This is a genomic window from Devosia insulae DS-56 (genome assembly GCF_000970465.2).
GTDB classification, from domain to species: domain Bacteria; phylum Pseudomonadota; class Alphaproteobacteria; order Rhizobiales; family Devosiaceae; genus Devosia_A; species Devosia_A insulae.
Window position 1 is genome coordinate 1 of record NZ_LAJE02000003.1, and the last position, 13,982, is coordinate 13,982.

The 13,982-nt window shown below is 65.4% G+C and carries 13 protein-coding genes; 4 read left to right on the top strand and 9 right to left on the bottom strand.

Features of this window, described 5'->3' with window-relative positions; genetic code table 11:
* Positions 1 to 67: 67 nt before the first annotated feature.
* Together trxA and VW23_RS00140 are read left to right on the top strand one after the other, a co-directional pair.
* Positions 68 to 391: a thioredoxin gene (gene trxA, locus VW23_RS00135; RefSeq protein ID WP_069907578.1), complete on the top strand. Its 324-nt coding sequence runs from the start codon at positions 68 to 70 to the stop codon at positions 389 to 391.
* Between the two features lie 60 nt (positions 392 to 451).
* Positions 452 to 2,101: a glycoside hydrolase family 3 protein gene (locus VW23_RS00140; RefSeq protein WP_069907579.1), complete on the top strand. Its 1,650-nt coding sequence runs from the start codon at positions 452 to 454 to the stop codon at positions 2,099 to 2,101.
* Positions 2,102 to 2,347: 246 nt separating this feature from the next.
* Here VW23_RS00140 and VW23_RS00145 read toward each other — a convergent pair whose 3' ends face one another.
* From VW23_RS00145 to VW23_RS00175, 7 genes are all read right to left on the bottom strand, one after another.
* On the bottom strand, positions 2,348 to 3,670 hold the full coding sequence (locus VW23_RS00145) for a bifunctional folylpolyglutamate synthase/dihydrofolate synthase (protein ID WP_069907580.1): 1,323 nt from the start codon (positions 3,668 to 3,670) through the stop codon (positions 2,348 to 2,350).
* Positions 3,671 to 3,816: 146 nt separating this feature from the next.
* On the bottom strand, positions 3,817 to 4,776 hold the full coding sequence (gene accD / locus VW23_RS00150; protein ID WP_069907581.1) for an acetyl-CoA carboxylase, carboxyltransferase subunit beta: 960 nt from the start codon (positions 4,774 to 4,776) through the stop codon (positions 3,817 to 3,819).
* Between the two features lie 150 nt (positions 4,777 to 4,926).
* Complete coding sequence (locus tag VW23_RS00155) at positions 4,927 to 5,241, bottom strand: HPr family phosphocarrier protein (RefSeq protein WP_069907582.1); 315 nt, start codon at positions 5,239 to 5,241, stop codon at positions 4,927 to 4,929.
* A 250-nt stretch (positions 5,242 to 5,491) separates the two neighbouring features.
* The gene (locus VW23_RS00160) at positions 5,492 to 5,890 is read right to left on the bottom strand and encodes a PTS sugar transporter subunit IIA (RefSeq protein WP_055876237.1); all 399 of its coding nucleotides are present in this window, start codon (positions 5,888 to 5,890) and stop codon (positions 5,492 to 5,494) included.
* An 85-nt stretch (positions 5,891 to 5,975) separates the two neighbouring features.
* The gene (locus VW23_RS00165) at positions 5,976 to 6,461 is read right to left on the bottom strand and encodes an HPr kinase/phosphorylase (protein ID WP_069907583.1); all 486 of its coding nucleotides are present in this window, start codon (positions 6,459 to 6,461) and stop codon (positions 5,976 to 5,978) included.
* A complete protein-coding gene (locus VW23_RS00170) occupies positions 6,458 to 8,191 on the bottom strand; it encodes a sensor histidine kinase (protein WP_084645381.1) in 1,734 nt (577 codons plus the stop codon). The genes VW23_RS00165 and VW23_RS00170 overlap by 4 nt, the downstream gene beginning before the upstream one ends.
* Positions 8,192 to 8,259: 68 nt before the next feature.
* The gene (locus VW23_RS00175) at positions 8,260 to 8,979 is read right to left on the bottom strand and encodes a response regulator transcription factor (protein WP_055876245.1); all 720 of its coding nucleotides are present in this window, start codon (positions 8,977 to 8,979) and stop codon (positions 8,260 to 8,262) included.
* 227 nt (positions 8,980 to 9,206) lie between these two features.
* Between VW23_RS00175 and pckA the strand changes: the two genes are divergently transcribed.
* Complete coding sequence (gene pckA, locus VW23_RS00180) at positions 9,207 to 10,769, top strand: phosphoenolpyruvate carboxykinase (ATP) (RefSeq protein WP_069907585.1); 1,563 nt, start codon at positions 9,207 to 9,209, stop codon at positions 10,767 to 10,769.
* A gap of 571 nt (positions 10,770 to 11,340) precedes the next feature.
* Here the strand turns inward: pckA and VW23_RS00185 are convergent.
* The gene (locus VW23_RS00185) at positions 11,341 to 12,174 is read right to left on the bottom strand and encodes a cell wall hydrolase (protein ID WP_069907586.1); all 834 of its coding nucleotides are present in this window, start codon (positions 12,172 to 12,174) and stop codon (positions 11,341 to 11,343) included.
* A gap of 357 nt (positions 12,175 to 12,531) precedes the next feature.
* Entirely contained in the window at positions 12,532 to 13,209 is a 678-nt protein-coding gene (locus VW23_RS00190) for an HAD family hydrolase (RefSeq protein WP_069907587.1), read from the bottom strand.
* Positions 13,210 to 13,289: 80 nt separating this feature from the next.
* Between VW23_RS00190 and VW23_RS00195 the strand changes: the two genes are divergently transcribed.
* Positions 13,290 to 13,853 (top strand): J domain-containing protein, encoded by a 564-nt coding sequence (locus VW23_RS00195; RefSeq protein WP_069907588.1) that lies wholly within the window; start codon positions 13,290 to 13,292, stop codon positions 13,851 to 13,853.
* Positions 13,854 to 13,982 lie beyond the last annotated feature (129 nt).

The window sequence follows — 13,982 nt, forward strand, 5'->3', positions numbered from 1 at the left end:
AACCTATCCCTTCCCACCCCACCCGACTCCCTGTACCTTCCATCGCCAGTCGACGATGGAGACGATTATGGGTGCGCGTGTTAACGACCAGAACTTCGAAGCCGAAGTGCTGAACTCAAGTAAGCCCGTACTGGTCGATTTCTGGGCCGAATGGTGCCCGCCCTGCAAGGCGATGGACCCGATCCTCGACGACCTCACCACTGAGCTCGCCGCCAAGGTCAAAATCGTCAAGCTCGACGTCGATGCCAACCCCTCGACCGTGGTGAAGTACAATGTGCGCGCCATGCCGACGCTGATTGTCTTCAAGGACGGCGAGCCGGTGGATTTCAAGGTCGGCGCCGGGCAGTCGCGCGTGCAGCTGATCAAATGGCTCGATCAGTTCGCCGCATAATTTGACGCGGGATTTTCCGGTGCGATCGGGCATAGTCCATGCCCCGCACCGGAGGACTGCATGCGTTTCGACCACCTCGCCAAAGCCCCGTTCAACCTCGATGCCGAGGCGCTTGCCTGGGTGCGTGAGCGTTTCGCCGCGCTGACCCCGGACGACAAGCTGCGCCAGCTGTTCACGCTGCTGTCGCGCGGCATGGACGCGGCCGAGATTGCCCGGATCCGGGCGTTCCGGCCGGGCGGCATCACTCGCCATGCCGGGGCGGATGTTGCGGCGGAGCGCGCGCTGTTTGCCGATCTCAATGCCGCGGCGCCGGTGCCGCTGCTGATCTCTGCCGATCTCGAAGGCAGCCGGATGTCTCTCGCTGCCGGCGCCGAGATGCCAAACCCCTTGGCGCTGGCGGCGATCGACGATGTCGAGGTCACCGCCGAAGTCAGCCGCATCATCGCCGAGGAAGCCCGGGCCATCGGTATCAACTGGAGTTTTACCCCGGTTCTCGACATCAACGCCGCGTTCCGCAGCGCCATCGTCGCGACCCGCGGTTTCGGTTCCGATGTCGCGACGGTCGAAAAGCACGCCATCACCCAGATGCGGGTGTTCCAGCAGCACGGCGTCGCCTCGGCCATCAAGCACTGGCCCGGCGAAGGCTTTGACGATCGCGACCAGCACCTCGTCACCACCATCAATCCGCTGTCGCTGAACGAGTGGGAAGCCAATTTCGGCCGGCTCTATCGCGGCGCCATCGCCGCCGGTGCGCTCTCGGTGATGTCGGGGCACATCGCGCTGCCGGCCTTCGTGCGCGCGCTCGATCCCGATGCCGGCGTCGAAGCGTTCCGCCCGGCCTCGATCAGCCGAATGCTGAATGACGAGCTGCTGCGCAAACGCCTCGGCTTCAATGGCCTGATCGTCTCCGACGCCACCCCGATGGCGGGGCTCGGCGCCTGGGGCCGGCGCAGCGACACGCTCCCCGAGATCATCTCGTCAGGTTGCGACGTGATCCTGTTCTCCGACGATTACGAGCAGGACCTCGCCTATCTCGAAGCGGCGCTGGTGGATGGCCGGCTCAGCTGGGAGCGGGTCGACGATGCGGTGATCCGCCAGCTCGGCCTCAAGGCCGCCGTCGGCCTCCATAAGCCCGCCGCCGGCGGAGTGATCGGCAGCGCCGAGAACCGGGCCTATGCCGATGCCGTGGCACGGCGCGCGCCGACCCTGGTCAAGGACACCCAGAACCTGCTGCCGCTCGATCCCATGCGGCACAAGCGCATCCTCGTGATCTCCGGCGGCATCGTCTTCCCGTTCCTGCCTCACCCCTTGCCCTTCGCGCTGCCCGATCTGCTGCGCGAGCGCGGTTTCGAGGTGACGGTGCATGACGCGGCGACCGAGGTCAGCGCCGACAAGTTCGACCTCGTCCTCTACCTGTTCGGCGACGAAACGCTTTTGACCCGCGGCCGCATCTTCCTCGACTGGCTGCGGCTGACCGGCAGCTTCGGCAAGGCGATGCAGCGCCACTGGCACGACATCCCGACCGCGATGATCTCGTTCGGCTACCCCTACCTGCTCTATGACGCGCCGCGCGTGCCGACCTACATCAACGCCTACGCCACCACCGAGACGATGCAGCGGGCGGTGGTTGCGGCGCTGCTCGGCGATGTCGAGTGGAACACGAAGTCGCCGGTCGACCCGTTCTGCGGGTTGGAGGATGCGAAGTATTGAGCGAGCTCGCTGACGCTCGCAGCTGCGCTTGCCCCGACTGATAGAGACGGCCCCCTCCCATCCTCCCCCATAAAGGGGGAGGTGAAGAGTCGAGGCGGTGGCACGATGCTGCCAGATACTCGATGCGGCACCTCCCCCTTTATGGGGGAGGATGGGAGGGGGCCGTCTGCCGGCAATTCTTCCCTTTTCCCACGCCCGCCGTTCCACTCCCCCGGCAGAGGGAGGAGGCGGAGAGACGTCCAAACCTCAAGTCGGCGGCGTACCGTTCTGATGCAGCACGTGCCCGGCGAGGTAGAGCGAGCCGGAAAACACCACGCGGGTCGGATGCCCGAGCTTGGCGGCATCGGCGAGGGCGTTGAGGATCGAGCTCGATTGCACGGCCTCGAAGCCACCTTCGCGCGCCTGCTCCACAATGGTCGCGGCGGCGTGTGCGTTCGGTTCGCCCGGAATGGTCAGGGCGAACACTTTTTCGACCATTCCGGCGAACGGCGCGAGGAAATCGGCGGGCTTCCTGGTGTTCATCAGCCCCATGATCAGCACCAGCGGCAGCGGCCGCCGGGCCTCGATTTCCTGGAGCGCCAGCGCCAGCGCCGCGGCGCCGTGGGCATTGTGCCCGCCATCGATCCAGAGCTCGGAGCCCGGCGGCAGCATTTGCAGCAGCGTGCCGTGCACCGGCTGCAGACGGGCTGGCCACACCACCTCGCGGACGCCTCTGGCGATATCGGCATCGCTCACCGGCAGGCCGAAATGCCGCGTCGCGGCAATCGCCAGCGCCGCGTTGTCGAACTGGTGCGGGCCAGCCAGCGCCGGCGGCGGCAGGTCGAGGAGGCCGCGTTCGTCCTGGTAGACCAGCCGGCCATCCTCGGCGCGGCCGTCGAAATCCTCGCCAGCGATCAGCGGCCTGACACCCAGCCGCGCCGCCTCGCGCACCAGTACGGCGCGGCCTTCGTCGCGCTGCCGGCCGAACACCGCTTTGGCGCCGCGTTTCAGGATGCCGGCCTTCTCCCAGGCGATCTTGTCGAGGCTGTTGCCGAGGAAATTCTGATGGTCGTAGTCGACCGGGGTGATGATGGTGCCGAGCGGCCGTGCCACCACGTTGGAGGCGTCGAACCGCCCGCCCATGCCGGTTTCGAGCAGCAGGTAATCCGCCTTCACTTCCGAGAACAGCTTTAGCGCCGCCGCCGTGGTGATCTCGAAAAAGGTGATCGGCTCGCCGCCATTGGCCTGCTCGCAGAACTCCAGCGCCTGGTTGAGTTTGCGCGATGAGACGAGTTTGCCGGCGAGCCGGATGCGCTCGTTGAAGCGCACCAGGTGCGGCGAGGTCATCACGTGCACCTTCTTGCCCGAGGCTTCGAGGAAGGCGCGCAGGTAGGCGAGCGTCGAGCCCTTGCCGTTGGTGCCGGCGACATGGATCACCGGCGGCAGGTGATCCTGCGGGTTGCCGATCCGCTCGAGCAAACGGACCTCGCGATCGAGCTTAAGGTCGATAAGCTTCGGATGCAGCTTGAGCAGCCGCTTGAGGATAGCGTCGGTGCGGGACACTGGAACCAGATTCTCGAACAGGAGCATGGCGCGCTTCTAGAGTATTTCTCCGTTTCTTTGAATCGGCGAAATACCCTAGCCTTCTGATTTGGTCGCGCTTTCGAACCGGAAAAGTCTGCAACTTTTCCTGAAAGCGCTCCAGCACCCGGTTTTCACGTGATGAAGAGGCCTGCTTACTCGGCGTGCGCCGCCTCGGGCATGCCCACCAGATCGTCACCGGCATTGGCGGCCACCGGCGTCGCCAGCCGCGCCGGCGCGGTCTCGCTCAGCTCTTCGCGCTGCGGCGACTTGGTGAGGATGCCGACCAGCGAGCCGATCGTTTCGCGGAGGTTATGCCGGTGCACCACCATGTCGATCATGCCGTGCTCGTAGAGATATTCCGAACGCTGGAACCCCTTGGGCAGCTTCTCGCGAATGGTCTGCTCGATGACGCGCGGCCCGGCAAAGCCGATCAGCGCGCCGGGCTCGGCGAGGTGCACATCGCCCAGCATGGCGTAGGACGCGGTAACGCCGCCGGTAGTGGGGTTGGTGAACACCACGATGAACGGCAGCCCGGCTTCGCGCAGGCGCAGCACTGCCACAGTGGTGCGCGGCATCTGCATCAGCGACAGCACGCCTTCCTGCATGCGGGCGCCGCCCGAGGAGACGAACAGCACAAACGGCGTATGCTTGCTGGCGGCGGTCTCGAGCCCGGTAACGATCGCCGAACCCGCGGCCATGCCGAGCGAGCCGCCCATGAAATCGAAATCCTGTACGCCCACCGTCACCGGCTGGCCGAACAGTTCGCCGGTGCCGACGGTAACCGCGTCTTCGGTACCGGTCTTCAGCCGGCTTTCCTTGAGGCGGTCGGCATAGCGCTTACTATCGCGGAACTTCAGCGGATCATGCGGCACCGAAGGCAGTGCCACGCTGTCGTACTTGCCCTCGTCGAGGAAGGTGGCCAGTCGGTCCGAAGCCTTGATCTTCATGTGGTAGCCGGAATTCGGCACCACCCACATATTGGCTTCGAGGTCGCGGTAGAACACCATCTCGCCCGACTCCGGATCCTTGACCCAGAGATTCTCCGATCCGGTATCCTTCGGCTTGAGGAAGGAGCGGATACGGGGACGGACGACGTTGTTGATCCAGTTCATTGCCTAAGCCTGTTCGCGGTCCATGTGCGCGCCATTGGGGCGCTGCCATCGGCCTATATGGTGATTGTGGCAGATATTATCAGCTTCAGCGGGCGTGGTTAAGGGCAGGTAGGGCCCTGTGCAAGGGGCATTTGCCGCGCCGCCGTCCGACTATTCAGCCGGCACGCCGTCCGAGTCTTCGTCAAAACCGTTATTGACCAGCGTGGTGATGGCGTCGAGCGCCTCGCGCGCCTGCTTGCCGGTGGCCTGGACCAGGATGGTGGAGCCGGGACCGGCCCCCAGCATCATCAGCCCCATGATGGAATTGCCGTTCACCGCCTGGCCGTCGCGCACCACCTTGATCTCGGCCTCGAAGCACTCGGCTGTCCGCACGAAGCGCGCCGAAGCTCGTGCGTGCAAACCCTTGCGATTGACGATGGTCAATTGCTGCGCGAGTGCCCGATCCGAACCAGCTGCGGTATCCATGCCGCTAGGATGCCGGAAAACCAAATGCGCGCCAAGGGTGTCGCTGGGGGCGTTGAGGTATTTCCGCCCCTCACGCGGCGGAAGAGGCTACGCCGACTGCCACCTCGGCGCGGTTGGTCTGCCCCTCACCCTGACCCTCTCCCCAGCGGGGAGAGGGGACGCGAGACCGTGGACGGTGCCACATCGTCCCCCTCTCCCCTCTGGGGAGAGGGTCGGGGTGAGGGGCAGTTCAGTCAGAACGTGAAGAACGCTACCCGCCAAGCGTCTCGCTGGCGACGTTGATGTACTTCCGGCCAGCCTCGGCGGCTTCTTTCACCGCCTGCTTGATCTCGAGGTCGGCGCGCACGCGGGCGAGCTTGACCAGCATGGGCAGGTTCACCCCGGCGATCACCTCGACTTCGCGCTGCTGCATGATCGAGATGGCGAGGTTGGACGGCGTGCCGCCGAACATGTCGGTGAGGATCACCACGCCCTGGCCCTGGTCGGCGGCGTCGACGCATTTGAGGATGTCGTTGCGACGCTCCTCCATGTCGTCATCGGGGCCGATGGCGACGGTCTCCACCATCTCCTGCGGACCAACCACATGTTCGAGGGCCGATTTGAATTCTACGGCGAGCGCCCCGTGCGTCACCAGAACCATGCCGATCATGCAGTATCCCCAAAGTCTCGCAGGTTCCGGCCGGGCAACAGGCTTCCCAGAGGAGCCGGGAGTCTTGCCCTTGGGCGGCCCTGATTCAAGTGGTTTTTTGTCGCGCCACCGGAGGCGGGGCGTTGACGGCGGCGATCGCCTCGCGGATCAGCAGCACCTGGTGCCGCGCGTCGATCACCCCGGCCCGCGGAACCGGCGCGCGGGGCAGGGTGACACCGCCCAGTTCAGTAACCAGCACGTCTTCTTCCAGCATGCGCTCCAGCGTCTCGACCAGGTCGATGACGAGGTGCAGCCGCGCCTCCGGGGCGAACGGCCGCCGGACAATGCCGCGGCCGCGCAGCTCGATCAGCCCCTCGATATTCGGCGCCGGCCGCATCGTGAGTTCGCCGCCCCCGACATCGATCTCCACCCGGTCATCCGACACCAGCAGCGCCGGTAGCCCGCGCGCCTCCCACTGCTCCATGAGGTCGAGGGCCAGCAGCGATTTGCCGGAGCCCGATGGGCCACGGAGAATCAAGCCGGTACCATCAAGCACCAGCCCGGTGGCGTGGATGTTGAGGCTGTCGCTCACCGGCGCTTCTCGGCCGCCGCCCGCTTCAGCTTGACGGTGAACAGCGCGCCGCTGCGGTCGGAACGGTTTTCGGCGGTGATGCTGCCGCCATGCGCTTCGACGATCTGCTTACTGATGGCGAGGCCGAGGCCGGAATGGTCGCCAAAGTGCTCGCCGTCCGGCCGGTCGGTGTAGAAGCGCTGGAAGATCCGGCTGATGTCGCCGCGGATGCCCGGGCCTTCGTCGGTCACCGTGATGGTGATGGTGTCCTCGCTGGTGCGGACCACCACCAGCACCTTGCCGCCCTCTGGCGAGAACGACACGGCATTGTCGATCAGGTTGTTGATCACCTGCGCCAGCCGGCTGTCATGCCCGAGCGCGATCGGCACATAGCGGCTGACATGCTTTTCCAGCACCACGTCGACCTTGCGGTTGGCCGCCACGTCCTTCTGGATCGAGACCATCGCGTCGGCCAGTTGCGCGATATCGACCCGCTCGGCGCTCTGCCGCGCCAGCTCGGCGTCGAGCCGGCTGGCGTTGGAGATATCGGAGATCAGCCGGTCGAGCCTGCGCACATCGTGCTGGATGATGGCGTTGAGCCGCTCGCGATCCTCGGCGCGTTTGGCTCGCGGCAGCGTCTCGACCGCCGAACGGAGCGAGGTCAGCGGGTTCTTCAATTCATGCGCCACGTCAGCGGCAAACCGCTCGATCGCCTCGATGCGGTTGTAGAGCGCCGAGGTCATCGAGCGCAGCGCCTTCGAAAGGTGCCCCACCTCGTCGGTGCGGTCGGAAAAGTCCGGGATTTCGGCGCGGCTGTTGACCGTCGAATGCACCCGCTCGGCGGCGCCGGCCAGCCGGCGCAGCGGCCCGGCAATGGTGCCGGCGAGCAGCAGCGACAGGATCACCGTCACCGTGGCGGCGACCAGCGCGATGCGCAGAATGCCCCAGCGCTCGGCGCTGGCGATCTGGTCGATATCGCCCGGCTGGGTGGAAAGCAGCAGAACACCGACATTGGCGCGCACCCGCTGGATCGGCACCGCCACCGACACCACCAACTGCCGCTTGGGGTCGATGCGGACGATCGCCGTCGGCGCGCCGCCCAGTGCCGCGGCCACTTCCGGGTAGCGCGTCCCCTCGTCGGCGCCGAACTCCTGATACTGCGGATAATCGTCGCCCGGCAGCCAGTCGACAAAGGCGTTCCACCAGTCGAGGAGGAAGAAGCTGCCATTGTCCTGTGGCTTGGTGATCTGCCGCAGCACCTCGCCGCGCGCATAGAGGTTGGCGCTGTCGAGGATGAGCAGGCCCTGCTGGTCGTAGATGCGGGCCCTGGTGCGGGTCGGGGTCACGAGGTTGCGCAAGAGCGGCGCGACGCGCTCGGGATTGACCGGGAATTCGAGGCTCGGATCGAAGAAGCTCAGCGGCGAGACCACCTCGCTGCCCTGCAGCTCTATCAGCCGGTCTGGGTTCACGGTGATGACGTCGCTGTCCACCGTGGCGTCGCCGGCAATCGCCGCGGCGATGATTTCGCCCTGGACGCGCAGGCTCTGGACGCGGGCTTCGATCAGCCCGGTGCGCCACTGGTTGAGGAACAGGATGCCGATCACCAGCACGGCGAGGCCGGCGAGGTTGAGCACGATGATGCGGCGCGCCAGGCTCGAAAAGATCGTCAGCGCCAGGGCGCGCTGGATCTGCTTGATCACCGCGAGCACGACCGTGCCGACAGCCCCGGCGATCCGGTTGAGCTTCGGCATGATGCCGACCTCCGCGGATGCGGGCTTGGAACCCGGCAGCTCCTCTTCGGTGACGGCCAATTGTCCTCTTACTGCTCCTTGAAGCGGTAACCTACGCCGTAGAGGGTTTCGATCATCTCGAAATCGTCGTCAACGGCTTTGAACTTCTTGCGGAGCCGCTTGATGTGGCTGTCGATGGTGCGGTCATCGACATAGACCTGGTCGTCATAGGCCGCGTCCATCAGCGCATTGCGCGATTTGACCACGCCGGGGCGCAGCGCCAGGGCCTGGAGGATCAGGAACTCGGTGACGGTCAGCGTGACCCGCTGGCCCTTCCAGGTGCAGGTGTGGCGCTCTTCATCCATCACCAGCGAACCACGCTCGATCAGCGCCTTGCTCGGCGCCGCCTCGGCGCCGGGATTTGCTCCGGCAGCAGCCGGGTCGCGCGGTGCGGCGCGGCGCAGCACCGATTTCACCCGCTCGACCAGCAGGCGCTGGCTGAACGGCTTGGTGATGAAATCGTCGGCGCCCATCTTCAGCCCGAACAGCTCGTCGATTTCCTCGTCCTTCGAGGTCAGGAAGATCACCGGCACATCGGATTTCTGGCGCAGCCGGCGTAACAGTTCCATGCCGTCCATGCGCGGCATCTTGATATCGAGGATGGCGAGATCCGGCCGGTCGGCGGTCAGACCTTCCAGGCCCGAAGCCCCATCGGTATAGGTGGCGACCTGATAGCCCTCGGCTTCGAGCGTCAGCGACACCGAAGTCAGAATATTGCGGTCGTCGTCCACCAGTGCGATCTTGGGCATTGAGCTCCCTTTCATCCAACTCTCGCTGCGCGATTCAGCATCGCGCCTCGAATTGTGGCGAGCATTGACTGCCACAATTGCGCATAAATAAGGCGCCTAGCCAATGATTGCCAGCATGCCGCACTCAACCGAAGTCGCAGGACTTCCGTCTTAAGCCGGATTTCCCGATGGGCGAGGGGCCCGATACGGCCGTAACTCATGGTCATTCCAGACCGAGGGTAACGGCCATGGCTCAGCGTATCGACGATAAGATTCATGACCAGCTCGCCACGCGGATCGGGGCCCTGGCCCGTGTCCGCTGGGACGAGTTGCCCCCCACATTGGTGGAAACCGCGCTCGCCGATGGCGAGGGGCGGCTGGCCGTCGGCGGGGCGCTGGCGGTCACCACCGGCGTGTTCACCGGCCGCTCGGTGAAGGACAAGTTCATCGTCCGCGACGCCATGACCGAGCATCAGGTCTGGTGGGACAACAACCAGCCGATGGCGCCCGAGCAGTTCGAAACCCTGCTCGCCGACATGGTGGCGGCCACCGCCGAGCGGACGCTGCACGGCCAGCACCTCCTCGCGGGCGCCGACGAACGGCAGCAGTTGCGGGTCAGCGTCATCACCGAAACCGCGTGGCACGCGCTGTTCATCCGCAACCTGTTGATCCGGCCGGAAACCGTTGGCGACGCCACCGACGTCACCATCCTCCACCTCCCCAGCTTCACCGCCGATCCGGCCCGCCATGGCAGCCGCAGCGGCACGGTGATTGCGCTCGATATGGGCCGGAAGCTCGTGCTGATCGCCGGCACCGCCTATGCCGGCGAGATCAAGAAATCGGTGTTCTCGCTGTTCAACTTCCACGCCCCGTTCGCCGGCACCATGCCGATGCACTGCTCGGCCAATATCGGCCGCGATGGTGATGTGGCGTTGTTTTTCGGCCTCTCGGGCACCGGCAAGACCACGCTGTCGAACGACCCGGAGCGCCTCTTGATCGGCGACGACGAGCATGGCTGGACCGCCGATGGCGTGTTCAACCTCGAGGGCGGTTGCTACGCCAAGACGGTGAAACTCAGCCCCACGGCCGAGCCGCAGATCCATGCGGCGACGCGCGCCTTCGGCACCGTGCTCGAGAACCTCAAGCTCGACGACAACCTGGTGCCGCTCTACGACGATATCTCGCTCACCGAGAACACCCGCGCCGCCTACCCGCTGGAAACCCTGCCGGCGGTGGCGAAGGGCGGCGTCGGCGGCAAGCCGCGCACCGTGGTGTTCCTCACCGCCGATGCGTTCGGCGTGTTGCCGCCGATCTCCAAGCTCACCCCCGAACAGGCGGTGTTCCACTTCCTCTCGGGCTACACCGCCAAGGTGGCCGGCACCGAGCGCGGTGTCACCGAGCCGGTCGCCACCTTCTCGGCCTGTTTCGGCGCGCCGTTCATGCCGCTGCATCCCACCGTCTATGGCCGGCTGCTCGAGCAGCGGCTCGAGGCTTCGGGGGCCCGCATTTACCTCCTCAACACCGGCTGGACCGGCGGTGGTTATGGCGTCGGCAAGCGCATCGACATTGCCACCACCCGCCGGCTGCTCGACGCGGCGCTGTCGGGGGAGCTGGAACACACCGAACTGCGCACCGAGCCGCTGTTCGGCATGCAAGTGCCGCTGCGCGTCGACGGCGTCACCCCGCGGGCGCTGGACCCGCGGGCGAACTGGGCCGACGTCGCAGCCTATGATGCGGCAGCGGCGAAGCTGCAGGACCTGTTCGCGGTGAACTATCGCAAGTTCGAGCCGGTGTCAGTCGCGGCGGAGTAGGGCCGCGATTGCCGAGTGTGACAGTCCCCGCGCGAGCGGGGATTGTTGTTTCTGGGGCTTGTGGCTCTCCACGGCCCCCTCTCTGGCGAAAGCTAAGGACTTAGCTGCGCTAAGCCCAAGTTTTCGCTTTCTGCCCCGCCGAGGGGGAGAGCCCCGACTGAAACCCCGATCCAAGTGGAGGCCACCGATCATCTCCCCCTTGCGGCAGGGCTATCGCATATGGAGCACTGACAGTAGTTGGGTGGCCTTCTCCCCTTGTGGGAGAAGGTGGCCGAAGGCCGGATGAGGGGTCCGCGCAACGAAGTGTAGCGCGGTCGGAGCGTAAGCGACGAGCGACTGGAGTGCGCGGAGAGAGACCCCTCATCCGCCCTTCGGGCACCTTCTCCCACAAGGGGAGAAGGCACTCACACAACGGCCGGTGCCTTTCCATATGCGATAGCCCTGCCCCTTGCGGGGGGGAAATCGCAAGAGAGGGGGTGCGGAGCCACCGCACCTCCACACAACCCACCGAGCATCCCCCCAAATGAAAAAGGCCCCGTTCAGGGCCCATTCATCCGGTGACTGCTAGATCTCAGTTCGTCGAGTAGAAGACGTGCGAGCCGATGGCGGCGACGCGGTTGAAGGTGTGGGACCATTTCGGCGCCACTGCCGTGGTGTGGTAGAACAGCACCGAGGCCGGCACCACGCCTGGGCGTTCGCCGCGCTGGAATTCGTAGAACGCGTCTTCGGCCAGCTTGATCGAGCGGTTCCAGGCGCTGCGCTCACGGCCCAGATCCGAGCGGCCGTCGCAGGCGAAAGTGAACTGGCACTTGTAGCGACCCTTGTCGGCGTTCTGGAACACCACGCCGCAAATGGTCGAGGGATACTTCTTGCTCATCGCCCGGTTGATGATGACGTTGGCGACCGCCAGCTGGCCCTCACGGCTTTCGCCGCGGGCCTCGTGGTAGATCGCCTGGGCGAGGCAGAGCCGCTCGCCGTCGGCCAGCTTCACCCGCTTGGTGGTCGGCACGAAATCGGCCTTCACGTAGCTGGAGAGCACCGAGGCGGTGAGCGCCGGCTTGTCCGAGATGTCGACGCTCTCGATCGCGTCGAGCGCCTGGTTCTGGCGCTTGGCGATGTAACCCATCAGCATGGCTTCGGTCAGTTCCGCCTTCGGGGCCGGAACGTCAAAACCTTCGAAATTGTCGAGTTGCTTGCGGCGCTCCACATAGGCCTGCAGCACCTCATTGGTCAGCTGCGGCTGCGCACTGGTCTGGAACTGCTCGCGCTTCAGCGCCACCGTCTGGGTGATGGCGGCGGGAACCACGGTGTCGTTGGTGAGTTCTTCAGCGGACGATGGAGCAAAGGTCACCAGCAGCACGAGTGCTGCTGCAGCGAACGCCAAGGCATGCGTGAAAACACGCATCGCTGGTGCGATCGACCCTGCTCGCAAACCGCCTACCTTCCCCCGTGCCGCCCCCGAGGCAGCCCCAGTTGTCTAGTTACCCTTGCCCGGACCGTAGCCGAGCTTGCGTAACGATGGAACCCAGAATTTACAGTTACTTAACCATAAATGTTAGGTTCCTAATTTGAGGTTAACTCGTCTCCCTCAGGGGTGAAAGCCCTGATTTGCTTGAGTTTTGCAGATGGGTAAGGGGGCGTTTCGGCAATCGATAAAAGTTAATCGATCCGAATCGTTGCGCGAACGACACAGTTCCACGCCCCCTTGCGAGGGCGTGAATTAACGTGACGATTCTCGTAAAACTTGTGGCCCGGTCAGGCCTCAGGCGAACGCCGCAGTCCTCAGGTCATGGAGACTGTGCATCACCGCGACGCAGAGCGCGCTGATCTCGTCCGACGGCGCAACGATGTCGGGCACCATGATGGTCTGCAGCCCTGCCGCGTGCGCGGCGCGCACTCCGGTATGCGAGTCTTCCACCGCGATGCAGAGGCTCGGCTCGATGCCGAGGCGCTTGGCTGCCATCAAATAGGGCTCGGGATGCGGCTTGGGGTTGATGACGTCGTCGCGCGTCACCACCGTCTCGAACATCGAGAGGATCCCGGCGCCGCCCAGATGCCCCAGCGCGTGCGGCGAGCGCGATGAGGTGGCGACTGCCGCGGGGATGCGGCGCGCCTTGAGCTCTGCGAGGAGTTCGTGCACGCCGGCTTTCACCGGCACCACTTCGCTCATCTTGGCTTTCATCAGCACCCGGCATTTCTCGTCGAAGATCGTGTAGGGGAAGCTGACGCCATAGGCCTCGACCAGCAGCCGGTTGGTGGTCTCGTGGCTGGAGCCGACCATGGCGTGGTGTACCGTCTCGGTCATCTCGAAGCCGAGTTCGGTGCTCACATCCCAGACGATCTGCTTGAACACCATCTCGGTATCGAGGAGCGTGCCATCCATATCGAAGACGATGGCGGAGAACGGGCGGAGCGGAGCGGTCGGAACGGTCGGGGACATATCGGGGGATATAGGCAGATTTCGCTCCCGCCGCTACCCTTGGCTTCAACCACCGGCGACGACCTGCTATGAGCCCAGCGATGACCGCGTTCGATCCCTATAAGGTGCTTGAAGTCAGCAAGGCCGCCCGCCCCGCCGACATCAAGCAGGCTTACCGCCGCAAAGTGCAGCTCGCCCACCCGGACCGTGGCGGCGACCCGGAGCACTTTGTCGTCGTGGTCCGCGCCTTCGGCCTCCTCTCCGATCCCGACGCGCGCCGGCTGTTCGACGAGACCGGCATTATCGACGACGAGGCGGTGACCAGCTATCGCCGCGAGGTGGCGGCGATCCTCGCCGACATGTTCGATGCAGCAGTCGAAACCGCCATCGCCACCCGGCTGAAGCTCGAGAACGTCGATTTCATCGCCCAGATGTCGGCCGCCGTGCAGACCGGCCTCGCCGATGCCCGCCTCTCCTTGGCCCGCACCGACACCGAGATCGGCGCGCTGCAGACGCTGCGCGCCCGCATCCGCCGCACCGATGAAGACCGCAACATTTTCGCCGAGCGCCTCGACGCCCAGGTCGCCGCCAAGGCCGAACAGCACCGCACCATCAAGCGCCGCGTCGCCATGCTGGCAACGGCGCTCGCCGAGCTCAGACAGTAAGAGAGCGCGATCGAACTCTGCCTCTTATACACCTCTCCGCGCCCACGAGACAGGCAGAACCCCCGTACGCCGTCTTCCCCCTGCACACACCCCCCCCCCCCCCCCCCCCCCCCCCCCCCCCCCCCCCCC

Coding starts and splice junctions, on each gene's coding strand:
- trxA (WP_069907578.1), top strand. CDS start 68: ATGGGTGCGCGTGTTAACGACCAGAACTTCGAAGCCGAAGTGCTGAAC.
- VW23_RS00140 (WP_069907579.1), top strand. CDS start 452: ATGCGTTTCGACCACCTCGCCAAAGCCCCGTTCAACCTCGATGCCGAG.
- VW23_RS00145 (WP_069907580.1), bottom strand. CDS start 3,670: ATGCTCCTGTTCGAGAATCTGGTTCCAGTGTCCCGCACCGACGCTATC.
- accD (WP_069907581.1), bottom strand. CDS start 4,776: ATGAACTGGATCAACAACGTCGTCCGTCCCCGTATCCGCTCCTTCCTC.
- VW23_RS00155 (WP_069907582.1), bottom strand. CDS start 5,241: ATGGATACCGCAGCTGGTTCGGATCGGGCACTCGCGCAGCAATTGACC.
- VW23_RS00160 (WP_055876237.1), bottom strand. CDS start 5,890: ATGATCGGCATGGTTCTGGTGACGCACGGGGCGCTCGCCGTAGAATTC.
- VW23_RS00170 (WP_084645381.1), bottom strand. CDS start 8,191: ATGCCGAAGCTCAACCGGATCGCCGGGGCTGTCGGCACGGTCGTGCTC.
- VW23_RS00175 (WP_055876245.1), bottom strand. CDS start 8,979: ATGCCCAAGATCGCACTGGTGGACGACGACCGCAATATTCTGACTTCG.
- pckA (WP_069907585.1), top strand. CDS start 9,207: ATGGCTCAGCGTATCGACGATAAGATTCATGACCAGCTCGCCACGCGG.
- VW23_RS00185 (WP_069907586.1), bottom strand. CDS start 12,174: ATGCGTGTTTTCACGCATGCCTTGGCGTTCGCTGCAGCAGCACTCGTG.
- VW23_RS00190 (WP_069907587.1), bottom strand. CDS start 13,209: ATGTCCCCGACCGTTCCGACCGCTCCGCTCCGCCCGTTCTCCGCCATC.
- VW23_RS00195 (WP_069907588.1), top strand. CDS start 13,290: ATGACCGCGTTCGATCCCTATAAGGTGCTTGAAGTCAGCAAGGCCGCC.